Genomic DNA, 24,531 nt, shown 5'->3' with positions numbered 1-24,531 from the left:
AATTTATTATTTATTTAAAATTGAAGAAATTACTGTTTATATTATGTTTTTTTATCTGTGCAAATGCTTTTTCACAGATCTTATCTTCTAATCTCGAGAAGCAGACGATTGCTCTGGGAGAGGTGAATCATTTTGTGGTGAAAATTAACAACCTGAATAACCAAAAGGTTTCTTCCGCCGCTAAAAATGAATTGTTGCCTTTTCATTTTGAAGCGATCAAAGACAGTATCGGAAGCGATGCCGGCTCTTACGAAAGAAAAATTGAGTTTGCAGTATATGAGGAAGGTAAATTTACCATTCCCGTTCTTGAATTTAAAGTAGGCGATAAGATTTTAAAAACAATTCCTTATGAAGTAGAAGTCATTAATACGGCGCAGAAAGCAGATCAGATTAATGATATTATGAAAAACAAGGAGGTGAAGCTTGATGTGAAAGATTACTGGGAGCTTTACAAATGGTATATTTTGGCAGCATTGGGCGTTATTGCTTTAATCATTGCCATTATTATGTTTGTGAAATGGGGCAGAAAATCAAAAAGCTCTCCGGCAGTAGCTACCAATCAGACTTTAAAAGAGCTGGATTCACTTAAAAAGAAAAAATATATTGAAGAAGGAAACTATCGGTCATTCTATGTGGAACTGATTGATATTTCAAGGAAATTCATTACCAGACAATACCATGTGCCTGCAGATGTTTTACTTACCGATGATCTGGTTCAGCGGATGAAAGAAAACAATACCATTTCGCAGGAAAACGAAAAAGTGGTGGAAGAGGTATTTTTAAGAGGAGATCTGGTGAAATTTGCCAAGACATTCCCGGATCAGGATACCATGGAAAAAGATTTTGCGGATATCAGAGAATTTGTGAAGAGATCATCAAAGGATTTAGAATTTGAAAACTTAAGAAAAGATGTTTAATTTCGAATTTTATAGTCCGTGGTTTTTATTGCTGTTTCTGTTGTTTATTCCTCTTTTATTCAGGGATATCAACAAACAGAAAAGAAAAGGGATAAAAGTTCCTACCGTAAAGAATATGGGCGAAAGCAACGGAATTCTTGCCGTACTTTTTCTCCTGAAAATATCAAAATATATCATCCTTTCTGCGCTTATTATTGCCATGGCAAGGCCCAGAACCTTTACGATCTCACAGGACAGAGACGATACAAAAGGAATTGATATTATGCTTTCCGTAGATGTTTCTTTAAGTATGCTGGCAAAAGACCTTACTCCGGACCGTCTGACAGCTCTTAAAAACATTGCCGTGAAGTTTGTCCAGAAGCGTCCCAATGACCGGATAGGCCTTGTAAACTATTCCGGGGAAGCTTTTACGAAAGTACCTGTAACTTCCGATCATCAGGTGGTTGTAGACGAATTGCAGAATCTTAATCCGTTGGAATTGCAACCCGGAACTGCTATCGGGGAAGGACTTTCCGTAGCTGTTAATCATTTAAAAAACAGCAAAGCAAAAAGTAAGATCATTATTTTAATGACTGACGGAGTTAACACGATTGAAAATGCCATGCCGCCACAAATTGCTGCGGAACTGGCAAAAAATAACAATATAAAAGTATATGCCATCGGGATCGGAACGAATGGATATGCTTTAATGCCCACACAGACTGATATTTTCGGTGATCTGGTGTTTACGGAAACAGAAGTGAAAATCGATGAACCTATTTTAAAAGAAATTGCCCAGATGACGGGAGGAAAATACTTCAGAGCAACTTCAAACAGCAGTCTCGAAGAAGTATATGATGAAATCAATCAGCTGGAAAAATCTGATGTAAAAGTGTCCAAGCTGTACAATTATCAGGAATATTTTAAAATCTTCCTTTGGATTGCTTTGGGAATGCTGGTTATGGATGCATTGTTGAGATGGGTATTTTATAAATTTTTAAGCTGATGGATTGGTATTTAGGAAATTACTGGTATCTGTTGTTGCTGTTGCTTTTGCCGCTGCTGGCTTATTTTCTGATCCGTTTTTTAAAATGGAAAAATAAAAAGAAAGCAATATTTGCAGATGCACAGTTTCATGAAGAGTTATTTGATAAAAAATCAGGATTTACCAGGTTATTTCCCACTTTATATCTGTTGGGAACCTTATTTCTGATCTTTTCAATCATTGATTTATTGAACGGATCGGAAGAAATAAAAACCAACCAGAAACTGAATAATGTCATTTTTATGCTGGATGTTTCCAATTCGATGAATGCGGAAGATATAAACCCGAGCCGTCTGAATGAAGCGAAAAACCTGATGGTAAATGTGATGCAGAAAATGAGAAGCGATAAGGTGGGAATCGTAATTTTTGCGGGACAGGCCACTTCTATCATGCCTTTGACAACAGATTATAATTCTGCAGAAACCTACATCAATGCTATTGAAACCAATTCAATGCAGATCCAGGGAACCGATTTCTTAAAGGGGATGCAGGTGGCTGTTGAGAAATTTAAAAATGTAAGCAAAGGATCCAGAAAAGTGGTTTTGTTAAGCGACGGAGAAGATAATGAAGGTAATGACAATGCAGCAGTAAGACTGGCCAACAAAGAAGGAATTATGGTCACTTCCGTGGGTATAGGTTCTGATGAAGGAGCTCCGGTTCCTGAATATGTTTTTGGACAGCTAATGGGATATAAATCTGACAGAAGCGGTGAAACGGTTATCTCCAAAAGACAGACCGAGGCATTGAAAAAGCTGGCCCGGTCAACAGGTGGTTCCTATATTGATGGGAATAATATCAACGAAGCTCCGGAAAGAATTATTGAGGCTTTAAATAAAAAATCATCTTCTTCTGAAACGCTTGTGAAATCCCAGAACGCCAATCATTATTATCAATACTTTTTAGCAGTTTCTATATTATTTTTCTTTTTAATTTATATTTTTAATCCGAAAAGAGATTTCAATGTATAATTGACGGTGTTTTTCATAATGTTTTTACCGGCTACTTTAACCGAATTTTAACAAATAAAACTCTGTTTATTAACATATAAAGGAATAATTTTGCAGTTGATGAATACTAAAATCATTTTTTTATCGTTTATTCTTACTTTTTTATCTTCAGGCTTCTTGTTTGGACAGGAAAGCTACAGGACTTTGGTCTATGAAGGAAACCAGAAATTTAACGGTAAAAACTATGATGGAGCATCTTCCCGGTATATGGAAGCTATTAAAACCAATCAAAAAGATTTTACGGCCCATTACAATTTAGGAAATGCTTTGTATAAGAATAAAAAATATGAAGAGGCTAAAGCTGAGTTTGAAAAAGCCCAGAAACTTTCTCAGACCCTTCCGGATAAAGCTGCTGCCCTGCACAATTTAGGAAATACCTATATGCAGATGAATCAGCCGGAAAAAGCAGCAGATTTTTATAAGCAATCTTTAAAGCAGGATCCTTACAATGAGGCAACAAGAAAAAACTATGAAATTGCCAAACTGAAAGAAAAACAGAACCAGCAGAAAAAGAACCAACAGAACAACTCAGGAAAAGGAGGCGGTGGTAAAGACCAACAACAAAATGATGATCAAAAAGGCAATCCGAAAGATCAAAAAGATCAGGGAAAAGGCCAGCAAAATCAGGGTGAAAGTCAGCAGGGAAATAATCCGGACCAGAACCAGAATAATGAAGGTAAAATACCCAAAGATCTTGAAAACGCAATATTAAATAAAGTAAGCGATAAAGAAAAAGAAACCGCCAGAAGAATTTTAAATAAAAATTCTTATTCGATGCCTGAAAGCAACGAGAAAGATTGGTGATGCAGCACAGACTGATTTACATATTACTCCTTCTTACATCCGTAATTTCTTACGGACAGATCAACTTTTCCATTACTCCGGATAAAACGGATTACACCAGCAAGGATGTTATCAACCTTACCATCATCCTCGAATTAAACGGAAGCGAATACAATCAGCAGACGCCACTTCGTTTACCCGATCTTTCCAAATTTAATATGATCGGAAGCGGTTCCGTAACCAGCGGTTATATGGATCCGGAAACCAATACCGTGATCACCCAATACGTAACGAGGGTAGCTCTTGAGCCTAAGCAAAAAGGGAAAGTGAAAATAGGGTCGGTTCTTGTTACCATCAACAATAAAATTTATAAAACAGAGCCTTTTGACGTCTTCATCAAAGAAGTGGACAAAAAATCTGTAGCTAATAATGCTTCCAATGATGTCTACCTGAATATGGAGATTGAAGACAGGGAAGTATATCAGGATCAGCCGACGATTGCCGTACTGAAAGTATATTCCAGGAATATGGATAACTTCAGGAAAGTGAAAAACATCCATCTTCCGGAGCAGGACAATATCAATGTACATCCTATCAGTTACAAAAAATCTGAAATAGACCCTTCTTCTGGTTATGGAAATATGGCTTCACAGGTTTTGGCGATGTTTATGGTATTTCCTAACGAAGCGGGTTATGTGGAAGTTCCGCCCGTATCGGCTTCTGTGAATACTTACAGCAATAAAAATAAAATACTTTCCAATAGAGTAAAACTTAATGTAAAAAAACTGCCCGAAGGTTCTCCCGAATACTTTAAAGATGCAGTCGGGAAATTCAGCGTCAGTGTTTATAATGCTTCAAAAGAAAAAATTGAAGTGAAAAAACCGGTCAGTGTTGTTGTAAAGGTTTCCGGAGAAGGTAATTTAACGGATATGATTCTGCCGAAGCTTGCAGCATCTCCCGATTATGAAATTTTTGCTCCTAAAATCACTTCAAAAGTAGCTCCCGGAACTGTGGGAATAAAAGGAGAGGTTTTAGCAAATTATATTATCATTCCGAATAAAGCCGGCCCAATTTCCATTAAAACAGAAGAGTTTGCGTTCTTTGATCCTGCAAGCAAGGAATATGTTGATTTAGGCCAGGAAACTTTATCACTGAATGCGTTCTCTCATGAGCAGATTGTGGAATCACGTACAACCGTTGAAAAAGTAAATGAATATACCAATACCTTTTTAGAAACGGTAAACAGCCCGGTACTAAAAACCACATCGTTTAAAGTTAAAGAAAAGAACAAATTTCACTGGAATATTCTTTTGACTAACATTGCTATCCTGATTGGCCTGTTTATTACCTATCTTTTATTTAAGACTTGGCAAAAAAAACGTAAATTGGTTAAAGAAACCGTACCGCCAAAACCTTTAGGATCTGTTGCAGAAACAGAAAAAGAAATAAGAGAAAGACTGAAAACCGATGTTAATGATTATTTCGGATATCTTGAAAATCTTAAAGACAGCGGTGATTATGTGAAATTTTTCCATGTGGTGGAGGAATTGGATGCTGATGTGAGAAATCAGTATTTTCAGAGCTCTGCAGAAGATTTCAGGAAGTTTTTGGAAAGCTATAAAGGAAATGCTGTTGCTGAAGAGTATAGAAACCTTTCCCAGAGAATTCAGATGGAGAAGTACTCTCCTGTGAAATCTTCAGAAGGGATTGATGAACTTTTAAAGGCGATTGTTAATTTGTATTCTCAGATTAGCAAATAGTCAATTTTTTTTCATATTTTTGCGAAATTTTTAATTACAAAAGATGGAAATTTTTGATCATTTTTCTTTTAAGGAAATACTTACCAGTTTTATGGTTCTTTTTGCCGTTATCGATATTATCGGTTCAGTTCCCATTGTGGTAAGTTTACAGCAGAAATTCGGTCAGGTAGAGGCCGGAAGAGCATCTGTAACTGCAGGATTAATCATGATCGTTTTCTTATTTGTAGGAAACAAGATCCTGAAATTTATCGGCGTAGACGTCAATTCCTTTGCCATTGCCGGTGCATTTGTCATTTTTATCATTGCATTGGAGATGATTTTAGGGATTGAAATTAATAAGACAACGGAAGCCAAATCGGCCTCAATTGTTCCTATTGCTTTTCCTTTGGTGGCTGGAGCGGGAACTTTAACCACTACATTATCCCTGAGAGCTGAATTTCACGATATTAATATCATTTGTGGAATTATTCTCAATACAATTTTCGTATATTTGGTGCTGAAATCAGCTAAATGGCTGGAAAAGAAAATGGGCGAAGCCACACTGGCTATTTTGCAGAAAGTTTTCGGAATCATCCTTTTAGCAATTTCAATTAAATTATTTACCGCAAACTTTGCCCAATTGGTGCAGAACTATATTAATTTTTAAGATCATGCAGAAGTTTTATAAAGTATTTTTAGTACTATTCATCGTTTTTATCGCCGTTAATCTTTATGCTTTAGACTGGCAGTCGGAAATTTTATCTGAAGATAACCTGAAATTTGTATTCTCAATTGCTTCAGCCGTTATCGGGTTGATTTTACTTTTTGTACTGGATACATGGAGCAGGATCGGAGTAAAGAAATAATCTTCTCTATTATAAAAAATCAAAATCCCTTCTGTATTCAGAGGGGATTTTTTATTTTAATCGATTGTATTGAATTCGTCCGAAGTCAATAAAAAGCTTTTTCAGGTATTAAATTTCTCTATTTACCATATTAAAAAAAAGCCTTAAAATTGAAGTTGAATATTTCATAGCAAACACCAGAAATATAAATACGAATAGAGATATCAAGATCTTTCTAACGGTAGCTTCGCTAATTCCTTTTAACATTTTTTTGCCTTTATTTAATAATTAATACTCATTTTTCCGGCATTTCTACTTTTTTCATTTTTTTTGAATTCCTGGGGAATAACTCCCGTACTTTTTAAATTTTTTAATTTCATATTTGTGTTTTTAAGATTAAAAATAGTATTGTTTTACACAAATTACTTATTTGCAATTTTGATACCGATTTATCATTAAAGAGCAAAATAATATCCATAATTTATAATAATACTTCTTCGATTATCCTGCAAAACAAGATTTTCACTTTAATAACCGCAAAAAAGGTGGCTGGTAAAAAAGAATAGGTATCCTCTCAAAGAAGATCAAATCTTCTCTGTTTGAAATGAATAAGGGTAAAATGATTAGTAAATAAGCAGGTTTTTCAGGACAGCTTCAGACTTTAGTTCCGTTTCAGTCCATTCTTTTTCAGGGTTACTTTGAGCGGTAATTCCTCCACCTGCAAATAAATGTACAGAATCCCTGTATAGCTTTGCACAGCGCAGGTTAACGAAATAGTATATGGTATCTTCCGTTTCAATTTTTATATAGCCGGCATATAATTCGCGGGGAAATTTTTCAAACTTCTGAATATTTTCTTTGCAAAAATCTTTTGGAATCCCACAAACAGCCGGAGTAGGATGCAATTCCTGAATGATTTTATCTACTTCTTCAGGCTTTATTTCTGCTTTAAAATCAGTCCGTAAGTGCTTGATATTTCTGGAGATGTGATCATAAGTGCCTGATTCTTCCACTTCGGAAGCATAATTTTTCAGAATATTTCTGATATATCCGGAAACGGGTTTCTGCTCTTCAATTTCTTTTTCAGACCAGCTTTCAGAGACAGGCAGGGTTCCCGCCAGGCTCATTGTTTCAAATTGATGGGTCGTTTTATTAAATTTTCCCAGAACTTCGGAAAAAGCACCCATCCAGGCATTTTCATCATTAATAAAAATGTATCTGAAGGCATTCGGATAGGAAGCGCACAGGTTTTTAAAACTTTCTTTTACATCAATGGTAGAAAAATCACTGAATATTTTCCTTCTTGAAAGCACCAGCTTCGGAAGCTTATTTTCTTTGATCACTTCAATAACTTTTTCCAGTTTCTGAAGATATTCAGTACGGGTTTCAGCTGTAAAATGATCTTTATTTTCGGGTAATGATTCGTTTGTTATAGTTATATTTTCAAACTCTTCCGGACTTAATTCAATAATATTCCCCGGGAAATTGAGTTGTCGGGAATTATCAAAAGAATAAAAACTAACTGAATTTTTGTTTGAATGATGATCTGTTGTGTACAGCTTTTCATCAAAAGGAAGTTTGAAATAAATCATGAGTCTGCGGCTTTTAGAAAATCTACTTTGAAATACTATATGATATTCCGAGGTTTAATTTTCTTTCTGCAAAGGTATTATTAGTCTTAAATATGTCAAAATCAAATGCGCTGTTTTTTAATGATATATTCTTCATCGTATACTGCTGATAATCGAAAGATAATAAAAAGCGTTTAAAAACACGATATTGTATTCCAAAAGAAAATCCATAGCTATTTTGATCGGTTTTGAAATCATCCGGTTTGTTCAGAACATTGTTTTCAGGAACCAGAAAGCTCATCTTATACATATTTCTGTTCGCCAGGAAACCGATAAAAGGACGGATATTTTTCCATTCATATAATAATTTCAGCTGAAGTGCATATTCAAAATGCTTATTGTTGAAGCGTTGGAACAATAAAGGCTGCTGATCCTTGCTGAAATAGTAGCCGTTTAAAAAGGTATCCTCTTTATTGGCATTAAGATCAAAAGTCGAATTCCAATAATATACATTAGCTGATAGCATCAATGATAATCCGCGGTTGATGATGCTTTTTGAGACCCAGATTCCGAAATTCTCTCCGGATTGTTGTTGGGTTTTGGACAGGCCTTTTGTCCAGTCACTTTTTTTTAATCCTATGCCTGCTTCAACACCATATTGAAAGCCGGATGGCAATTGTTCTTTTTTTTCAGCATCAGCTTTATTTTCGGTATTATTTAGCTGCTTAATATTTCTGATCTCCTTTTCCCGGATATTCGCTTTTGGAATAAAAACATTGTTTGGCTTTAATTGTAAGGGTTTTTCTAAATAAATGGTATCATGCACGACGACCTTTTCATAAACATAAACCGTATCGATCTTAGTTCTTTGGGCTTTCGAAAACTGTAACACAATAATTGAAAAAATGAAGAGTAGTTTTCTAAGAAACATGGTTTGGGTTATTATTTTTATTTTTCTACAAATATCGTATCTCTCTGGATAATTTTTTTAACAATGATTACTTTTTTTGAAATCGTATCAGCCGAATCTTTAAGCATAAGCTTTCCTGTTTTTTGTTTACGGATTGTACTTTTTTCACTTGTTACCGGTTGAGTTTCCGGAATATCGGGTTGAGAAATATCTTTATTAAAATTTTCAGCAGAATTATCTTTTGAATTTTGATCTGTTTCGATATTTTGAAATTGATCTTTTTTTACCTGATTTTCTTTTGCTGTGTTTTGCCCGGAAGCCGGCGTATTTACTGAAGGGATATTTACCGGATGTGCTATAAAAATGAAACCTACGGCAATTAATAACAGGGTAGATGTAATAATTATTTTCTTTTTCCACGCCGGGTTAAATCCTGAGGCAAAATGAATATGATTTTCTGAGTTATTCTCCGGAAACTCAAATGATTTTGAAGGAGAAATATTGAAATCTGAAAATTTACTTCTGAAGGTTTGTGCCCATAATAAGCCTCCGAATCCCAATAAGATAAGCAGTTGAGTTATTTTATTTTTGTTTTTCGGAGTAGCTGGACTTACTTTACGGAGAAGGTCGTTCTGTATGAATTTTTTTGCTCTTAGCAGATGGGATTTCGAGGTGTTTACAGAGATGCCCAACACTTTGGAAATTTCTGAATGAGAATAGTTTTCTATACAGTATAAATTGAAAACCGATTTATGATGAGAAGGCAAATGATCGATGGATGATAAAAGCTCTTCTCTTGTAAAATCATAAATGAAAATACGGTTTTTTTCTTCTGAAACGGGATCGGTCATTTCTGAAAGGGTATCTGGAATTTCTGAAGGTTCAACAGTAATGAAAAGCTCCTTGCTGTTTTTCCGTAAATATTGTAAAGCATGATTTATTACGATTTTTTTCAGCCATGCAAACAGGAGCTTTTCGTCTCTGAGCTGGTGCTTGTTTTGAATTGCTTTGATAAAACAGTCCTGAATAATATCTTCCGCAGTATAAACATCTTGTATATATCTGCGGCAAATCCCCAATAGCTTTGGGGAATGCTCATTATATATTTTTTTCCAGTCTGTGGAGTTGTGCATGTTTTTTTAAACCGTTTAATTCTGAACTACATCAATCGCAAAAAATCCGTTATCAAATGAATATGGTGGCAGGAGACTCTGGCTTTCTACATTGTTGATGAATACTTTATATCCTCCATTATCATCATATCTGATCATATACACGTTCTGATCCACGACTTTCATGTCTTGTATAGAATTATACTGAGGATCCGTTATTAAAACTTTAGTGCTGTTTTTAAAATATTTATCTGATGACTGTAAATAAACATCATTATTATCCAGTAAAATACGGGATATGAAGCCGACAGCGGGATCTGTTATTTGAGTGTCTGCATTGGTCAGCAGATTTCTGTAAAAAAGAACGGGAGAATTGCCGAATAAATAGACATTGGATGCATTGGATGCGATTGCGTTATTAGAATAGCCCGACACTAAAGGATAAAAGGTGGTATTGATAAAATACCCGAAAGTAGTTATTCCGTTGATTTTTTTATGTCCGGAAACGTACACCTTGGAATCATATACGGTTATTGAACAGAAGTCATTATAAGTGAATTCATCTGTAAAAAGAATTGTTTTTACTCCGTTTTTCCAGTAGCAGAACTCATACTTTTCTGCTGGAGTGGCTGGATTGGGATTTGTTGCAATCCCCAATAAATAAATGTCTCCATTCTTAACGTAAAAATCAAAGATCTCGGGAATATTATTTATGGGTACGTTAAGGTATTGATCAAGGTCTACTCTTACGCCGTCTTTCCAGAAAGTATGATAAGCAAAAGAAACAGTGGCAATTCTTCCACCGATATATACATGATTGTTTTCTACAATTATTTTGTTTGGAGTGTAAATATTACTGACCGGCAGATTGATTTTTTGTCCGTTTTTCCAATAACATGGCTGGTTGTTTTCTTTGCCTGCAATGTATACATCATATGAAGCTACATTTTTTTCTAATGTTTCTGTATCATCTTCCCTGCAGGAAGTAAAAAATACCAATAAGAATAAAAAGGGAATAAATAATGTTTTCATAGTTCTTTTTCTTATAAGATAACAAAAAACAAAAAGGTTGCAGCAATAATAAAAAAAGACTCAAAAAAATGAGTCTTTATATTTTTAATGATCCTGATTATCTGTTGATAATATTATTGGTCATGGTCGTATGATTGATCAGCTGTCCTTTTTCATCCCGGATTTCTATTTCAGAAACGTGCATGGTTTTTCCTTTTCTGATGAAGCGGGCGGTTGCGGTAACGATTCCATCCTTTTTACTTTTTAGATGGTTTGAATTGATATTGGTACCCACACCGTAATATTTATCACCGTCAATGAAAATATTAGACAGGCTTGAACCTAATGTTTCTGCTAAAACACAACTGGCTCCACCATGCAGAATTCCGAAAGGCTGATGTACTCTGGGCAGAACAGGCATGGTTGCTGTAAGGGTTTCATTTTCGATATCTACATCGATGAATTTTATCTCCAGTGTTTTGGCCAGAGTTACGTCTCCCCAATTATTAATAAATTCTAGTAGCTCTTCTTTAGTTTGACCTTTCATATTTTAAATGATAAATAATAAAATTATAATTGATGAGTGATGAATAATAATTGATCAGTAATTTCGCTAACTCCTAACTCCTAACTCCTAACTTCTGATTCATTTCCCTGTCCCATAATATTCGGATTCCAGTTGGCCGGGACTTTTGGAACAATATCGTTTTTGATGTAATAATTCTGTATTTCTTCCATTATTTCAGAAAAGGGTACGGAAGCGATTCTTTCATAAGGAATGGTATAGCCCAGGTAAACGATTTTCCTTTTGAAATCTCCGGCTGCCAGAACAATAGGTACTTTTGCGGCCAAAGCCATATGATAAAATCCTTTTCTCCATTTCGGAACCCAGCTTCTGGTACCTTCAGGGGTAATTACCAAGCTGAAATCTTCTTTAGCAAATTCATTGGCAACAAAATTCACCAGATCATTTTTCTGGCTTCTGTCTATCCCGATTCCGCCAAGACCTTTTACAGCACCACCATACCAGGCTTTGGTGTGAGCATCTTTAATAATTACCTTTAACGGTTTTTCTAAAGACCAATAAGCAAAATTACCCAGAATATATTCCATATTGTGAGTGTGCGGAGCTACCACAAGAATACATCTGTTCAGATTGTTGACATCGCCCTGAAGAACGACTTTCCAACCCATCAGTTTTAGCATCAGTTTGCCGATTAGTTTTTTCATATACAGTTTATTAAACAAAAAAAGTATAACCAAAAAACAGGTTATACTTTACAAATATATTGAAATATTATCGCTCTTAAAACAAACCGCTGATTAAATCTACGATTTTCATTACAATCTCTAATGCTATTTGTACCATGGTTGAGGTGTTTTTATTGATTTGGTTGTATTTTAATTACTCTACGAAGGTATGATAAATTTTTAATATAAAAAACTAAATATTATTGTTTTTTTAATCTGCTTGAGAGAAGAAGAGTGTGAATTTCAAACTGTTGCCATCCATTCACACCTTCTGCCACTCTCTGCAGTTTATTATTTAGTTTTTATGGAAATTTCATTCTTACCGTCATTCACTTTGATATCTACATCACCATTCATTTTTTTGATTTTTGATGTTGTTGAATCAATGATTTTCTCAGCTTTGTTCGCAGGAACCTTTTTTCCGTTGATGATCACACTGTCTTTATCATTGGAATTGTATTCGAAGGTAGAACCGTTTACAGAAATTTTATTCTTTTCAATTCTTATAGTTCCGTTTTCGTCATCATCATCTTGGTCATCATCATTAATTCCGTCTCCGTTTAAATCTCCGTTTAAATCAATTCCGTCTTTTTTTACAGGGATTACTATTGTGTTCTGAGGAACTACCAATTCATAATCGATACTGTAATCTCTGAAACGGTGCTCGTAAGGATATTTGATATAATTAGGAAGAATGATCTTATTATTGATGACATCTACAGGAACATTTACGTTAAGCGGAATGTTATACCCTTTTGCTTCTTTTTTAATAATCAGATAAGGTGTTTTTATATCAGCTTTTCTTGTTACGTCAACATGGATCCAATCTTTTTCGAAAACTGATACTTTGTCTGAATAAAGATCGTCTTCATAGCCTGTGAAATTCTGTGGGATAACGATTTGTTTAAGATCAACATAAACACTGTCTGATGCCGTATTGATAGAAATCTCTTCCGTATCTTCCTTATGGCCTTTTAAGAACATATCTTTTTTCGCCATGCTTACTCCGAAATAAATGGATACTGCGATCAAGCCAAGAACCAATGCTCCTAAAACCCAACCCGTATTTCTTAATTTGGTCTTTGGTGAAATCAATTTGATGCTTAATAAGGCGAACAACATGGCAGGAATCAAACTTCCCAGAACAATCATTGCCATGATGATGTATTTCATCCCTTCATTATCAAAATAGAAGTTCATTTCGCTGATCGGCGGGAAGTCATTATTTCCCATAAATCCGAAGATCACAAATACACCGATTAAGCAGGAAAAAGACATTAATCCGAATATTCCGCCTAAAACATATCTTACTATATTCCAGATTCCGCTCCCGGCATTGTTGATGTAAGGTTTGCTTTCGTTATACATTTCTCCGACTCTCTGTGTAGATTCGTTGGCAAACTGAACCAGTTTGTTGGATTCATTTTTCAGATTATCGAAGTTCATAGGCTTTCCCTTCATTTTCAAAAAATCTGCTGCGGTTTCTGCTTTAGGAAGTACGATCCAAAGAATGATGTAAAGCAGTGCAATTAATGAAGAAGAAATTGCTGCTGTAAATATTCCAAGGATGAAAACTCCCAGCCAGATTGCTCTCATTGCAGTAATATCCATTCCTACGTAGTGGGCAAGCCCAGCACAAACACCGGCTATTTTTTGTCTTTCAGGGTCACGGAACAACTGTTTTTTATCAGTATATTCAGTTCCTGAAGTAAATGTTTTTTTAGAATTTTTTTCAGAATAGTAAGCTTCTTCCTGTTCTTCAATTTTTTCAGGGCTTCCGATCTGAGCAATTACTCTTTCTACATCAGAGTCGTTTACTACTTCACGTTTTCCTAAAGAATCTCTGAAAATTTCAACCATTCTTATTTCTATGTCATGCATTACCTCGTCAGCTTCCGAAGCATCTAAAGAGCTTCTCAGTGCATTAAGATAATCGCTGAGCTTTATGTATGCGTGTTCTTCTATCGTAAAAGAAAAACCTGCGAGTCCTATTGAGAGTGTCTTGTTCATAGCTTTGTTTTTAATTTTGTTGAGTGATTTGATTTACAGAATCTGTCAGTTCTTTCCAGGTATTTAGAAGTTCGTCCAAAAATAACTTGCCTTTTTCTGTTATTTGGTAATATTTTCTGGGTGGTCCTCCTGTAGATTCTTCCCATCTGTAAGAAAGGAACTCGCCGTTTTTTAATCTTGTTAAAAGAGGGTAGAGTGTGCCTTCCACAACGTCCAGTTTTCCTTTTTTCAGTTCATCTATAAGGTCGGAAACATACATTTCGCGATGATTGATGAGACTTAAAATACAGAATTCCAGAATTCCTTTTCGCATTTGCGCTTTGGTATTTTCAGTATTCATCTCAATTAAGTTTTTTAATTAGTTATATTTTTAGAATTGTGCCCCTAGCTAGATGAGCGTATTCTAATTTTACATTACAAAGATATGTAAATAAAATGGTAATATGCAATACAAAGTAGTGAAATTTTTATATAAGTATGTTTAAATAATTGATAATCAGGTTAATAAATTTTAATCGAATTTTGGAGTTTATAAAATTAATCTAAAATAAAAGCCGAAAAATTTACAATTCGGATCACTATTCCTATTTTTGTAAGATGAAAATTCAAAAGGAAATCGATTTTATTTTAGCAGTTGATGCTTTAAAAAATGTACAGAGAAGAAATTATAATGCAGATGATTCACGACGGGAGAATACTGCCGAACATTCCTGGCAGATTGTTATTCTGGCCCAAATCCTTTATCCTTACGCTAAAAACAGGGCAGATATTGATTTATTAAGAGTAATAAGGATGCTTTCTATTCATGATCTTGTAGAAATAGAAGCAGGCGATACCTTTCTGTTTGATGAAAAAGCCATGATCGGGAAGTTTGAAAGGGAAAAAATTTCAGCTCAGAATATTTTCGGGATATTGGATGAGCCTTTAAGCACAGAGTTTTTTAATCTCTGGCTGGAATTTGAGGAAGAAAAAACACCCGATGCTATTTTCGCGTGTGCCATAGACCGGATTATGCCCTTTATTTTAAATTCCCACACTTCAGGAAAAAGTTGGACTGAGGCCGGAGTTACAGAAAAACAGATCAGGAATATGCTGGAAAATGCGATCACAAGAGCTTCGGATGAAATGGGTGAAGCTTTTCAGCTGTTATTAGACAGAAGTCTGGAAACAGAGAAGGTTTTGAGATGATTTATTTATCGCAGGGATAAACTAAGATTTTTGAACCGGTGATTCTTGAAGTCGGACAAAGGCGCTTCGAGGTAATACTATTGAGATAATATCCCAGATTATTGTGAGGACTAAAAGATAAAATAGGTTTCGGGCGGCCACAGGCCGCCCGAAACTTCACAATTTATAGTATCTGAATTGGTTTCTTGAATTCATCAATCGCCACAAAAGTAAAATCACCTACAATAGCACGCTCTCTTTCATAAGAATACATCTGCTCGGTATAAATTTCAACATTTACCTTCATACTTGTAGTTCCCACATGAGCTACCTTTCCGATTAATTCTATAATAGTCCCGGCCGGAATAGGTTTTTTAAAATCGATTTTGTCACTGCTCACAGTTACCACTCTTTTTCTTGCAAAACGGGTTGCGGTAATAAAAGCTACTTCATCCATTAATTGCATTGCTGTACCTCCGAAAAGAGTATCGTAGTGATTGGTAGTGTTCGGGAAAACCGCTTTGAAAATCCGGGTTTCAGATGCTTGGATTTTTTCTTCTGTAGTCATATTTCATTATTAAATTAATACGAAATGAAATATATTGGAACAAACGGAAGATGACAGGAACATTCGAGATTCCTGAAACAATCCATCAGATCAATAAACTTCAAATCGCGAAAGTTTCTTGTTTATAGAAACAGGCAGGTCTCCTGACTTGTAACTTCCTTATTCCCTTCCCATACTTCGGTACAGTGGATTTTTAATAAAGAATTTTCGTTACTTACAGTTGCGCGACAGTTCGTGATTTTCACACGATTCCCTTTTAATCTGTACTTAAACAGAACCAGTTCCTGTGATGAATAAGTATTAAAAACTTTTTCGGTGACAAAAATAAGGAATTTGACGGATTATTCCGGATTTTTATAAATAATCTGGCTGATTACCCTTCCTTCCTTTATTGTCCAGAATGTTGTATATCTGTTTTCACCGCTACCATTAATCATATATAGAAAGATATGATCATCATCAATGGAAGTAACTCCGATATTATTGAAGTCCATGGTCGGCTGAAACATATTTTTTATCGCTTCTCTTACAAAAACAGAGCCTCTTCCCGGTTGCTGTACTCTGATGGATTTGATTTCCGTCATTCCTTCAGGAAGCTCATTTCCGATTCCCCAGGGCTTTATTTTATCTATCGTAAGGATTTTTCCGTTGGCATCCTTTTCCTGTTTGCGGTAGCTTGCATTGGAAGGATAAATATCGATGATCACTTTACTTCTTTGTGCGGCCGGAATTTTCGGATTGTTATTATCTGTGAAAATCAGTGATCGTCCGTTCTTAGATTTGGAAGGAGTGTATTGAGGAAGCTGATCAATAAAAGCAATACGCTCTTTGTTGACCATTCCTTCTTTATTAAGACTGTCATATCTTACAAACGGTTTTTCCACTTCAGATTTTTCAGGATATTTTATCCAGATCCACTCGGTTTCTCCCGGAGCCGGTTTTACATAAACAAAAACATCTCCTCTGCGCATGCGGATTTTGTCTACAATTTTTCTGTAGTTATCCTTGGGAACACGCACCATTGCATAGCCTTCTTCCGCCTTTACAACTCCAAAAGGAACTTTATTCTGCCCTTTTACAAATGCTAAAGAAAACACACTGAAAACGGATAGGTAAAATGCTTTGCTTAAAGAAATCATCATGAAAATTTTTTAACAGCTCAAATATATAAATTAAATTCTTTCCAGCTCTTCAGCATCAATAGTTGTTTTAAAAGTTCCGTAATTCACAATGACCTTGTTTCGTGAAATTTTCTCGATCGTTCCTACACTGGTGCTTCCGGTAATGCGAACCCTTTGTCCTATTTTCATCCAGACAGCACGGTCACTTTTACGTTTTTCCTCTATCTTTTCGTTGGTTTCCGTAATTTTTTCAATGACTTCCTCTTTTTTCAGCTGCTGGGTTATTTTTCTTTTGACAACCTGGAGGCGCTTGGTTTCATCTTTATCAGCCCCGATTTTCCTGAATTTCTCCTGTTCCAGAATTTTCACAAAATCCTTTACAACATCCTTCCTTGATTTTCCCTTTACATAGCTGTCGATAAAAGTTTCGATTTTATTTCCAAACTGAAGTTTACGGTGCTCTTCCTCATAAAGCTTTTGAAAATTAAAAAGTTTCTGCTGAAGCTGGTCATTCAGTTTTTGCAGATTATCACGTTTATCTTCCACAGATTCTTTTCTTTCTGCAAGATCGGATTTCAGTTTTTCAACCTCAAATTTTTCCTGTTGAAGCTTGACAATCGTTTTATCAAGATTTACAATGTCATGTTCTACTTTTTTCTTGGCAGAATGAATAATAAACCTCGGGATTTTATTCTTTTCAGCAACCTCAAATGTAAATGAGCTTCCGGCCTGTCCGACTTCCAGTTTATACATCGGCTCCAGGGTTTCTTCATTAAACAGCATGGCCGCATTTTCTGCATTCGGAAGCTGCTCCACAACCAGTTTTATATTGGTGTAATGCGTTGTAATGATTGCAAAACTCTTCTTATCGTAGAAAAACTCAAGGAAACTTTCTGCCAATGCTCCACCTAATTCAGGATCGGAACCTGTCCCGAACTCATCAATCAGCAAAAGCGTATTGGCATCAGATTCACGGATGATTCCCGACATTTTTTTCAGCCTTGACGAATACGTCGAAAGATGGTTTTCAATAGACTGGTTATCCCCGATATCCGTCATGATCTTGTCAAAGAAAAACATTTCGGACTTTGGATGCACCGGCACCAGAATGCCACTCTGAATCATCAGCTGTAATAATCCTACCGTTTTCAGGGTAATGGATTTTCCGCCCGCATTCGGTCCGGAAATACAGATGATTCTGTTGTGTTCCGTTAAAGAAAGGGTTTGTGGGAAAATCGTTTTGTTTTCCGCTTTATTTCTCAACCACAATAGCGGATGGAATGCATCTCTTAATCGCAGTGTTTTATGACGGTTGATCTTGGGAAGAACTCCATTGATCATTTCTGAAAACTTAGCTTTGGCTCTCGTTAAATCAAGATCAAAAATGTAAATCTGGTATCTCCAGAGCTGAGGTTGGAATTCTGCCAGTTCAGCAGTCAGTTTTCTCAGGATCTTATCAATCTCCTTTTTCTCTTCCTCTTCATTTTCCCGAAGCTTGAAATAATGCTTTACAACACTGTCCGGCTGGATGTAGGTAATAGAACCGGTTTTTGAAAGTCCCAGCACTCTTCCCGGAACTCTTTTTTTGAATCCGGATTTTACCGCTAAAACCCTTTGATCTTCAATAATACTTTCGCGGATGTCATCCAGAAAATCACTTTGACCGTAGTTGAATAAGGCCCGGTTGAAATTTTCCTGAATCGCTTTTTTTGCAATCTGGATCTCAGATCTTAAAGTTTTAAGAACCGGGGAAGCTTCACTTTTTACCTCACCAAAACGGTTAAAAACCTTATCAACTTTATCAATAATCTCTTTTTTGAATTCCAGTACGGAAACGTCTTCCATTAAATTAGGGAAAGTTTCCGGCATCGTAGGGAAGAACTTCTGAAGTTTTCCTATCTGTTCCGTAAGCGTTTTTATTTTGATGAAAGCATTGTTTTCAAGACGGTAATTCTCAATCAGCATCAGCTTAAGCTCAGACTCAATATCTTCATACTCATCAAACGGAATAGCATTTGAACTTTCAAAACTCGATAAATATTCCGAAGTTTTTTTCAATGAAAGTTCTGCTTCGTCAATTTCCATCGGACGAAGTTGAAGGATTTTTTCTCTTGTTTTCGGAGAATACGCAAAAGGAGAAATTTCCGCGAGCAATTGCGGAAACTCTAATTCGTTTAAATCTTCTTTATTTATATACACACTGCAAATTTAGTGAGAAAAAGTGAATATGATCATGTGATAATTTGGAAATGAGTTAATTTGAGAATAGGATGATTTGAAAATAAAGAATATGAATAATTTTTTGAATGACTCAGCTTTTACTAAATTTGGAATATGAAACTGGAAACCGAACGATTAATTTTAAAAGATATTGATGAATCCAATGTCGAAGATATTTTACGTATCAGAAGCAACGAGATCATTAATAAGTTTGTACATAGAAATTCGCCAAAAACGAATTATGACGCGCTGCAATTTATCTTAACGATTAAAGAGAGAACCAAAAATAATCAATCCGTATATTTAGGAATTACGAATAAGGATCAGCCTGATCTCATCGGAACTATTTGTCTCTGGAACTTCTCTGAAGACCGGAAAACAGCAGAAGTAGGCTATGAATTATTACCTGACTATCACAGAAAAGGAATTATGTCTGAAGCTTTAGGCGCTGTTTTAGATTACGGGTTTAATGAATTGCATTTAGAGGAAATTTTAGCTTTTACCCATAAGTTGAATGATAACTCAAAAGGACTGCTTTTAAAACATCATTTTATTTGGGAAGCAGATAAAAAAGATGAAGATTTTCCGGATAATCTCGTTTTCAGATTAAAAAAGAACAAGTAATTGTTTTAACATTACCGCATTCTCAAATTAACTCATTTCCAAATTATCACATTTTCACATGACCTGGACAGAAATTTTAGCCCCGATAAAAAACACAGAATACTTTACCCATCTTTGGGAAAAAGTAAAACAGGAATATGCTACAACCAAAGTTTTTCCACCTAAAAACCAAATTTTCAGGGCTCTTGAACTGACACCTTTTGACGATGTTGAGGTAGTGATCATCGGGCAGGATCCTTATCATAATGATTATCAGGCTAATGGATTGTGTTTCTCTGTTTCCGAACAGGTTACCGCTCCGCCTTCGCTTAAAAATATCTTTATTGAATTAAAAAATGACCTTGGAATCGAGAGAACTTCAAAAGAGCTGGATGACTGGGGAAAACAGGGTGTTTTATTATTGAATGCTACACTGACCGTTCGTGCCCATTCTCCGAATTCACATAAAGATTTAGGCTGGGAAAAGTTCACTGATTTTATTATCAAAGAAATTTCCGATAAGAAAGAAAATGTAGTCTTTGTATTATGGGGCGCTTTTGCACAAAAAAAAGCCGAACTCATCGATCCGGCTAAGCATTTTATTCTAAAATCGGCGCACCCGTCACCATTTTCTGTACACAGAGGTTTTTTCGGGAGCAAACCTTTTTCAAAAATTAATGAATATTTAGTTTCAAAAGGGAAAAAGCCTATCTCATGGTAGGTTTTTCTCCGGTCTTTTTGATAGTGATCCCTATTTTATATTTTCCGGCCAGGGCTTTTGTGCCTCCCTGCGCGTTAGGAAACGGTGATACATCCGTCAAAGAAATAGTATATCCGTTGAATTCTGCAGACTGGAAATAATTCCGGCCGGCATTCTCAGTGGTTGCCAAACGTAAAGTAACAGGTCTTGTTGCGGTTCCCATGACTTCAACATCAGCAACGGCAACTCCTGCCCATACACAGTTAACTCCTTCCGGGCAACGGCTGTCTTCGGAAATCGCTTTAAAGGTAACATTCATCTGATATTCTTTCAGGAATCTGTTCTCTCCCTCATTGAAATAAAGGGTACTTCCTTCTTTTTCCATTGTTTTGGTATCTTTTGTATTGGAGGTTGCAGACGTTTTCGTTGAAGTTTTTCCCTTTTTTTGGGCATTACAGCCGCTAAGTGTCAAAAGTCCTAAACTGAAGATAATGGCTTTATGTAACATGATGTTCTTTTTTTAAATAATATTAAGCATATTAAGTACTACTACCAAAAACATTGCCACACCGACTACAAGACTGAATCCGGTTCCGTAAATAAACCCGATAAAAGCTCCTTTCGTAGATTTAAGGGCTTTATCCATGTCTTTGCTGTCGTGCAATAATTCCCCGATAAATACTCCGGCAAACATCCCGATTAAAAAACCTAACGGGATCGGGATAAACATTCCGACAATCGTTCCAATGACAGATCCTATACTTCCCCAGGTGGTTCCGCCATATTTTTTATTGGTTTTAGCAGGAATTACATAATTGAGCACAGCAGAAGCTGCCGTAAGGATCCCGAAAGCCCAGACATAGATCATCGGCAAATCGGTATCCGTCCCGAATTTATAGATTAATAAACCGCAAAAGCTCAGCAATAATCCTGGTAAGACAGGAAGGAAAGTTCCTAAGACCCCCAGAAACAGTAAAATAAGACAGACAATATTAATTAATGTAGTATCCATTTTGAAAATTATAATGCAAGATATAAAAAAAAGTGGCTTTCATAAAGCCACTTGGAAGATAGGTCAAATATTAAATTTCTTACAGGTTTAGTATTACGTATTCTAAAATAGGTTCTGCTTTTCCGATATTCCCGGCTGCATGATTGTGGAAAGTAGTATAATAAATTTTACCACTCGCAGAGTTTCCGGAGCAAGGTCCCTGTGTATCGCCGTGAGCCTGATGGGCAGGCCATGCGTTTTGATTGATTGTGATCGTTATATTATTACCACTCGCAGTATGATGACAAATGGTGATCTGGTTGTTGTTGGCTGTATTTCCTACAGGTACCTGAGGTGCGTTAGGATCAGTGTAATGATTTGTTCTGATCATTAATGGTTCGTTATTTTTTTCAACAAGAACCTCCCAGAAAGTAGAGTCATAGTTTTGAATTTTTTCCCATGCTGTCAAATCATAGCTGATGTCTAAGGTGTTAAAACCTATTGCAGTTGCTAATGGCACATCAGATACTGCACAATTGGTATAAGTGGTTGCCGTACCGATATTTTTTACGCAAAGAAGATTATCATTGATAAAACCTCCCGCGGCATTGCACATTGTTGTATTGCTGTCTCCACCTACAAGATATGCAGAAGCCCAGTCTGAGCTGTATAAACTCCCGCCATTCGCTACAAAAGTCGAAAGATTGGAATAAACCATTGCATCATTGCTTGGCGAAGAAGTTCCTGTCTGAGAAATACCTCTTGATCCACAGTTGAGGAAGATAATGTCGTATTGAGCAATCGTGTTAAGGTTTTTCAGATCCTGATAAGTGAGCTCAGTCGCTGTATATCCTAAATTGTTAATGAGCTCTTCTATTTCATCATAACTTCCTTTTACATAAGCCATTTTTGCAATCTGATTGAGTTTTGTTGCAGTAGCAGGAACTGTGATTGTCTCATTCTTTTTGATGTTTACAGGAGTTTCGGTTCTGAAATTCCGGCCGTCACCTGTCTGGATATGGAGCACTGTATTTCCTTCAGGAGCAGTAAGGCTGAAGTTTCCGTTTGAGTCGGAATACGTGTGGTAAACTTTATTTTCACTGTCGACGGTAAATACAAGAGCTCCACCAATGGGTTTGGTCCCGTTATTGGCGGAAACTTTTCCTTCAACTTTCCCGGTTTGGATCACATTGGGAGTTTCATCAGGGATGATTGATTCACCATCACCTTTACAATTCACTAAAAGCACAAATGTGCACAACAGAATAAATAAGTAGTTGTGTTTCATATTTAATTGATTTTGATTTGTTTAGTTTTTATCAAATTTAAAAAATTATTAATATATAATCAATAAAATTGTAATTATTTTTAATATTATTGATTGAATTTTTATTTATGATAATTTTTTTATTTATTAATGGTGGTTTTGGGAGATTTAATATCAAATGAAATTTTGATTAAAAATTAGGGAGCAATAAAAACGAATTGTTTTTGGGATGAAAATTGATATTGGGATTAATAAAAATCAGTCTTAAATTTCATAAATTTGCTATAATGAAAAACGAGTTACAAGATACAAAAGACTTTTTGCAGGATATCAGCGATCAGATTCATTATTTTGTTAAAGATAATGTGCATTCAGATCTGGTTCTTATTTTACAGATCCTTTTAAAATTTATATTTTTAGCAGGTCTGGTCTTTGTTCTCGATTTCATTTTTAAACTTCTCGTCAATACCGTAATCAAAAACTTTTTTGATAAAGAAAAATATCCTGTTATAAAATCAATCTACCAGTCAAGGATTACCAATTCAATTGTTCATTTAGGAGCTTTGAGTTTTGCAGGATATGCTTTGTTTTCTGTTTTTTACAGGCATCCCAAAAGTTTTGCATTACTGGAACTGATCGTTAATGTATCTATGATTTTTGTTGTAGCCGGAATGTTATTCAGAGCTTTGACTGCATTGAGAAACTATTTCGTTATCAAACAGGATTATTACAAAATAATGGCTCTTAATGCGATTTCCGAATCCATTAAGATTTTTGGGATCTTCATTCTCACAGTAGTAGGGATCTGTGTGATTTTCGGAATCAGGGGAACTACTATTTTAGGAAGTTTAGGAGCAATTACTGCAGTCCTGGTATTGGTTTTCAGAGATACCATTCTGGGGTTTGTGACAGGCTTACACGTGGCCACTTCCAAAAACATGAAAGTCGGCGACTGGATCGGGATTCCGAAATATAATATAGAAGGCAATATTTCCGATATCAGCCTTTTAACTACAAAAATCACCAATTTCGATAAAACAATTTCGACGATTCCCACTTATGATTTACTCACAACGGAAATCAAAAACCTTCAGGTAATGTCAGAATCAAACACAAGGAGGATTAAGAAATCAATCTATTTCAATATCAATTCCTTTAAGTTTCTGAATGATGAAGAGATTGAAAGATTAAAGGAAATTAATCTGATTTCCGACTATCTTGAACAGAAAGTCCTTGAAATTAAAAAAGAAAAAGAAAGCCTGGAGCATAATGATAAAACGATCAACGGAAGACAATTGACCAATATCGGTGTTTTCAGGTACTATGCTCAAAAATATATAGAAAATGACCCTGATGTCGATAAGAAAGGAGTAGTAATGGTTCGCCAGTTGGATATTACGCCCCAGGGACTGCCTCTGGAAGTTTATTGTTTTGCAAACGATTCAAAATGGGAGCGTTTCGAGCAGATCCAAGCTGATATCTTTGATCATTTATTGGTGGCATCCAAAGAGTTTGATCTTCAGGTGATGCAGGTGAGTGTTAAAGTTTAATTTTTAGAGGTTAGAAGTTAGATATTAGAATTTAGAGCTATTATATCACTTTTTAATATTTTACTTATTCTTGGCCTGCTAAATGTATAAATAAGAAATATTGAAGCAAGACTAAATGCCTTTAATTGGGCCTTGAGTTCAGCTTCTGATTTTCTCTGAAAAAT

25 protein-coding genes and 1 riboswitch are annotated in these 24,531 nt (G+C 35.6%); of the genes, 11 read left to right on the top strand and 14 right to left on the bottom strand.

The window, feature by feature from the left end; all coding sequences use genetic code 11:
• The first annotated feature begins 20 nt into the window (after positions 1-20).
• From AB8P06_RS08015 to AB8P06_RS07985, 7 genes are all read left to right on the top strand, one after another.
• On the top strand, positions 21-917 hold the full coding sequence (locus tag AB8P06_RS08015) for a BatD family protein (protein WP_369840289.1): 897 nt from the start codon (positions 21-23) through the stop codon (positions 915-917).
• Positions 910-1,902, top strand: coding sequence for a VWA domain-containing protein (locus AB8P06_RS08010; protein ID WP_369840287.1), 993 nt, complete (start codon positions 910-912; stop codon positions 1,900-1,902). The genes AB8P06_RS08015 and AB8P06_RS08010 overlap by 8 nt, the downstream gene beginning before the upstream one ends.
• A complete protein-coding gene (locus AB8P06_RS08005; protein WP_369840285.1) occupies positions 1,902-2,909 on the top strand; it encodes a vWA domain-containing protein in 1,008 nt (335 codons plus the stop codon). The genes AB8P06_RS08010 and AB8P06_RS08005 overlap by 1 nt, the downstream gene beginning before the upstream one ends.
• A gap of 99 nt (positions 2,910-3,008) precedes the next feature.
• Complete coding sequence (locus tag AB8P06_RS08000; RefSeq protein ID WP_369840283.1) at positions 3,009-3,752, top strand: tetratricopeptide repeat protein; 744 nt, start codon at positions 3,009-3,011, stop codon at positions 3,750-3,752.
• On the top strand, positions 3,752-5,491 hold the full coding sequence (locus AB8P06_RS07995; protein WP_369840281.1) for a BatD family protein: 1,740 nt from the start codon (positions 3,752-3,754) through the stop codon (positions 5,489-5,491). Before AB8P06_RS08000 ends, AB8P06_RS07995 begins: the two co-directional genes overlap by 1 nt.
• A 43-nt stretch (positions 5,492-5,534) precedes the next feature.
• Positions 5,535-6,137 (top strand): MarC family protein, encoded by a 603-nt coding sequence (locus tag AB8P06_RS07990; protein ID WP_369840279.1) that lies wholly within the window; start codon positions 5,535-5,537, stop codon positions 6,135-6,137.
• A 4-nt stretch (positions 6,138-6,141) separates the two neighbouring features.
• Positions 6,142-6,336 carry a hypothetical protein gene (locus AB8P06_RS07985; protein WP_369840277.1) on the top strand — a complete coding sequence of 65 codons (195 nt, stop codon included), beginning with the start codon at positions 6,142-6,144 and terminating at the stop codon, positions 6,334-6,336.
• Positions 6,337-6,938: 602 nt separating this feature from the next.
• Here the strand turns inward: AB8P06_RS07985 and AB8P06_RS07980 are convergent.
• From AB8P06_RS07980 to AB8P06_RS07945, 8 genes are all read right to left on the bottom strand, one after another.
• A complete protein-coding gene (locus tag AB8P06_RS07980; protein ID WP_369840275.1) occupies positions 6,939-7,907 on the bottom strand; it encodes a chorismate-binding protein in 969 nt (322 codons plus the stop codon).
• Between the two features lie 22 nt (positions 7,908-7,929).
• A complete protein-coding gene (locus AB8P06_RS07975; protein ID WP_369840273.1) occupies positions 7,930-8,817 on the bottom strand; it encodes a hypothetical protein in 888 nt (295 codons plus the stop codon).
• A gap of 17 nt (positions 8,818-8,834) precedes the next feature.
• Positions 8,835-9,929 (bottom strand): RNA polymerase sigma factor, encoded by a 1,095-nt coding sequence (locus AB8P06_RS07970; RefSeq protein ID WP_369840272.1) that lies wholly within the window; start codon positions 9,927-9,929, stop codon positions 8,835-8,837.
• 15 nt (positions 9,930-9,944) lie between these two features.
• Entirely contained in the window at positions 9,945-10,940 is a 996-nt protein-coding gene (locus tag AB8P06_RS07965; protein WP_369840270.1) for a hypothetical protein, read from the bottom strand.
• A gap of 97 nt (positions 10,941-11,037) precedes the next feature.
• On the bottom strand, positions 11,038-11,466 hold the full coding sequence (locus AB8P06_RS07960) for a PaaI family thioesterase (RefSeq protein ID WP_369840268.1): 429 nt from the start codon (positions 11,464-11,466) through the stop codon (positions 11,038-11,040).
• 80 nt (positions 11,467-11,546) lie between these two features.
• On the bottom strand, positions 11,547-12,149 hold the full coding sequence (locus AB8P06_RS07955; RefSeq protein WP_369840266.1) for a 1-acyl-sn-glycerol-3-phosphate acyltransferase: 603 nt from the start codon (positions 12,147-12,149) through the stop codon (positions 11,547-11,549).
• Positions 12,150-12,461: 312 nt separating this feature from the next.
• Positions 12,462-14,180, bottom strand: a complete 1,719-nt coding sequence (locus AB8P06_RS07950; RefSeq protein WP_369840264.1) for a PspC domain-containing protein — start codon at positions 14,178-14,180, stop codon at positions 12,462-12,464.
• Positions 14,181-14,190: 10 nt separating this feature from the next.
• On the bottom strand, positions 14,191-14,520 hold the full coding sequence (locus AB8P06_RS07945) for a PadR family transcriptional regulator (RefSeq protein ID WP_007843620.1): 330 nt from the start codon (positions 14,518-14,520) through the stop codon (positions 14,191-14,193).
• 257 nt (positions 14,521-14,777) lie between these two features.
• Between AB8P06_RS07945 and AB8P06_RS07940 the strand changes: the two genes are divergently transcribed.
• A complete protein-coding gene (locus AB8P06_RS07940; RefSeq protein WP_007843621.1) occupies positions 14,778-15,368 on the top strand; it encodes an HD domain-containing protein in 591 nt (196 codons plus the stop codon).
• 163 nt (positions 15,369-15,531) lie between these two features.
• Here AB8P06_RS07940 and AB8P06_RS07935 read toward each other — a convergent pair whose 3' ends face one another.
• The 3 genes from AB8P06_RS07935 to AB8P06_RS07925 form a co-directional block, all read right to left on the bottom strand.
• The gene (locus tag AB8P06_RS07935; RefSeq protein ID WP_369840261.1) at positions 15,532-15,915 is read right to left on the bottom strand and encodes an acyl-CoA thioesterase; all 384 of its coding nucleotides are present in this window, start codon (positions 15,913-15,915) and stop codon (positions 15,532-15,534) included.
• A gap of 116 nt (positions 15,916-16,031) precedes the next feature.
• Positions 16,032-16,212: riboswitch (cobalamin riboswitch) on the bottom strand.
• 44 nt (positions 16,213-16,256) lie between these two features.
• Positions 16,257-17,057, bottom strand: coding sequence for a hypothetical protein (locus AB8P06_RS07930; protein WP_369840259.1), 801 nt, complete (start codon positions 17,055-17,057; stop codon positions 16,257-16,259).
• A 30-nt stretch (positions 17,058-17,087) separates the two neighbouring features.
• The gene (locus tag AB8P06_RS07925; RefSeq protein WP_369840257.1) at positions 17,088-19,235 is read right to left on the bottom strand and encodes an endonuclease MutS2; all 2,148 of its coding nucleotides are present in this window, start codon (positions 19,233-19,235) and stop codon (positions 17,088-17,090) included.
• Positions 19,236-19,370: 135 nt separating this feature from the next.
• Between AB8P06_RS07925 and AB8P06_RS07920 the strand changes: the two genes are divergently transcribed.
• Both AB8P06_RS07920 and AB8P06_RS07915 read left to right on the top strand, forming a co-directional pair.
• The gene (locus AB8P06_RS07920; RefSeq protein ID WP_369840255.1) at positions 19,371-19,880 is read left to right on the top strand and encodes a GNAT family N-acetyltransferase; all 510 of its coding nucleotides are present in this window, start codon (positions 19,371-19,373) and stop codon (positions 19,878-19,880) included.
• A 58-nt stretch (positions 19,881-19,938) separates the two neighbouring features.
• Positions 19,939-20,580, top strand: coding sequence for a uracil-DNA glycosylase (locus tag AB8P06_RS07915; RefSeq protein WP_369840253.1), 642 nt, complete (start codon positions 19,939-19,941; stop codon positions 20,578-20,580).
• Here AB8P06_RS07915 and AB8P06_RS07910 read toward each other — a convergent pair.
• The 3 genes from AB8P06_RS07910 to AB8P06_RS07900 form a co-directional block, all read right to left on the bottom strand.
• Positions 20,567-21,067, bottom strand: coding sequence for a hypothetical protein (locus tag AB8P06_RS07910; protein ID WP_369840251.1), 501 nt, complete (start codon positions 21,065-21,067; stop codon positions 20,567-20,569). The genes AB8P06_RS07915 and AB8P06_RS07910 overlap by 14 nt on opposite strands.
• 12 nt (positions 21,068-21,079) lie before the next feature.
• Positions 21,080-21,571: a DUF456 domain-containing protein gene (locus AB8P06_RS07905; protein ID WP_369840250.1), complete on the bottom strand. Its 492-nt coding sequence runs from the start codon at positions 21,569-21,571 to the stop codon at positions 21,080-21,082.
• A gap of 79 nt (positions 21,572-21,650) precedes the next feature.
• On the bottom strand, positions 21,651-22,838 hold the full coding sequence (locus AB8P06_RS07900; protein ID WP_369840248.1) for a peptidase associated/transthyretin-like domain-containing protein: 1,188 nt from the start codon (positions 22,836-22,838) through the stop codon (positions 21,651-21,653).
• Between the two features lie 266 nt (positions 22,839-23,104).
• On the opposite strand from AB8P06_RS07900, the gene AB8P06_RS07895 reads away from it, so the two are divergent.
• Positions 23,105-24,367: a mechanosensitive ion channel family protein gene (locus AB8P06_RS07895; protein WP_369840247.1), complete on the top strand. Its 1,263-nt coding sequence runs from the start codon at positions 23,105-23,107 to the stop codon at positions 24,365-24,367.
• Positions 24,368-24,531 lie beyond the last annotated feature (164 nt).

It is taken from the genome of Chryseobacterium tongliaonense (genome assembly GCF_041224435.1).
GTDB classification, from domain to species: domain Bacteria; phylum Bacteroidota; class Bacteroidia; order Flavobacteriales; family Weeksellaceae; genus Chryseobacterium; species Chryseobacterium tongliaoense.
The sequence above is the reverse complement of the archived record's forward strand: the minus strand, read 5'-3'. Positions and strand labels throughout refer to the sequence as shown.

What these genes read in the sequence shown, in the direction of transcription:
- AB8P06_RS08010 (WP_369840287.1), top strand. Translation starts at nt 910, where the DNA reads ATGTTTAATTTCGAATTTTATAGTCCGTGGTTTTTATTGCTGTTTCTG.
- AB8P06_RS08005 (WP_369840285.1), top strand. Translation starts at nt 1,902, where the DNA reads ATGGATTGGTATTTAGGAAATTACTGGTATCTGTTGTTGCTGTTGCTT.
- AB8P06_RS08000 (WP_369840283.1), top strand. Translation starts at nt 3,009, where the DNA reads ATGAATACTAAAATCATTTTTTTATCGTTTATTCTTACTTTTTTATCT.
- AB8P06_RS07995 (WP_369840281.1), top strand. Translation starts at nt 3,752, where the DNA reads ATGCAGCACAGACTGATTTACATATTACTCCTTCTTACATCCGTAATT.
- AB8P06_RS07990 (WP_369840279.1), top strand. Translation starts at nt 5,535, where the DNA reads ATGGAAATTTTTGATCATTTTTCTTTTAAGGAAATACTTACCAGTTTT.
- AB8P06_RS07985 (WP_369840277.1), top strand. Translation starts at nt 6,142, where the DNA reads ATGCAGAAGTTTTATAAAGTATTTTTAGTACTATTCATCGTTTTTATC.
- AB8P06_RS07980 (WP_369840275.1), bottom strand. Translation starts at nt 7,907, where the DNA reads ATGATTTATTTCAAACTTCCTTTTGATGAAAAGCTGTACACAACAGAT.
- AB8P06_RS07975 (WP_369840273.1), bottom strand. Translation starts at nt 8,817, where the DNA reads ATGTTTCTTAGAAAACTACTCTTCATTTTTTCAATTATTGTGTTACAG.
- AB8P06_RS07970 (WP_369840272.1), bottom strand. Translation starts at nt 9,929, where the DNA reads ATGCACAACTCCACAGACTGGAAAAAAATATATAATGAGCATTCCCCA.
- AB8P06_RS07965 (WP_369840270.1), bottom strand. Translation starts at nt 10,940, where the DNA reads ATGAAAACATTATTTATTCCCTTTTTATTCTTATTGGTATTTTTTACT.
- AB8P06_RS07960 (WP_369840268.1), bottom strand. Translation starts at nt 11,466, where the DNA reads ATGAAAGGTCAAACTAAAGAAGAGCTACTAGAATTTATTAATAATTGG.
- AB8P06_RS07955 (WP_369840266.1), bottom strand. Translation starts at nt 12,149, where the DNA reads ATGAAAAAACTAATCGGCAAACTGATGCTAAAACTGATGGGTTGGAAA.
- AB8P06_RS07950 (WP_369840264.1), bottom strand. Translation starts at nt 14,180, where the DNA reads ATGAACAAGACACTCTCAATAGGACTCGCAGGTTTTTCTTTTACGATA.
- AB8P06_RS07945 (WP_007843620.1), bottom strand. Translation starts at nt 14,520, where the DNA reads ATGAATACTGAAAATACCAAAGCGCAAATGCGAAAAGGAATTCTGGAA.
- AB8P06_RS07940 (WP_007843621.1), top strand. Translation starts at nt 14,778, where the DNA reads ATGAAAATTCAAAAGGAAATCGATTTTATTTTAGCAGTTGATGCTTTA.
- AB8P06_RS07935 (WP_369840261.1), bottom strand. Translation starts at nt 15,915, where the DNA reads ATGACTACAGAAGAAAAAATCCAAGCATCTGAAACCCGGATTTTCAAA.
- AB8P06_RS07930 (WP_369840259.1), bottom strand. Translation starts at nt 17,057, where the DNA reads ATGATGATTTCTTTAAGCAAAGCATTTTACCTATCCGTTTTCAGTGTG.
- AB8P06_RS07920 (WP_369840255.1), top strand. Translation starts at nt 19,371, where the DNA reads ATGAAACTGGAAACCGAACGATTAATTTTAAAAGATATTGATGAATCC.
- AB8P06_RS07915 (WP_369840253.1), top strand. Translation starts at nt 19,939, where the DNA reads ATGACCTGGACAGAAATTTTAGCCCCGATAAAAAACACAGAATACTTT.
- AB8P06_RS07910 (WP_369840251.1), bottom strand. Translation starts at nt 21,067, where the DNA reads ATGTTACATAAAGCCATTATCTTCAGTTTAGGACTTTTGACACTTAGC.
- AB8P06_RS07905 (WP_369840250.1), bottom strand. Translation starts at nt 21,571, where the DNA reads ATGGATACTACATTAATTAATATTGTCTGTCTTATTTTACTGTTTCTG.
- AB8P06_RS07900 (WP_369840248.1), bottom strand. Translation starts at nt 22,838, where the DNA reads ATGAAACACAACTACTTATTTATTCTGTTGTGCACATTTGTGCTTTTA.
- AB8P06_RS07895 (WP_369840247.1), top strand. Translation starts at nt 23,105, where the DNA reads ATGAAAAACGAGTTACAAGATACAAAAGACTTTTTGCAGGATATCAGC.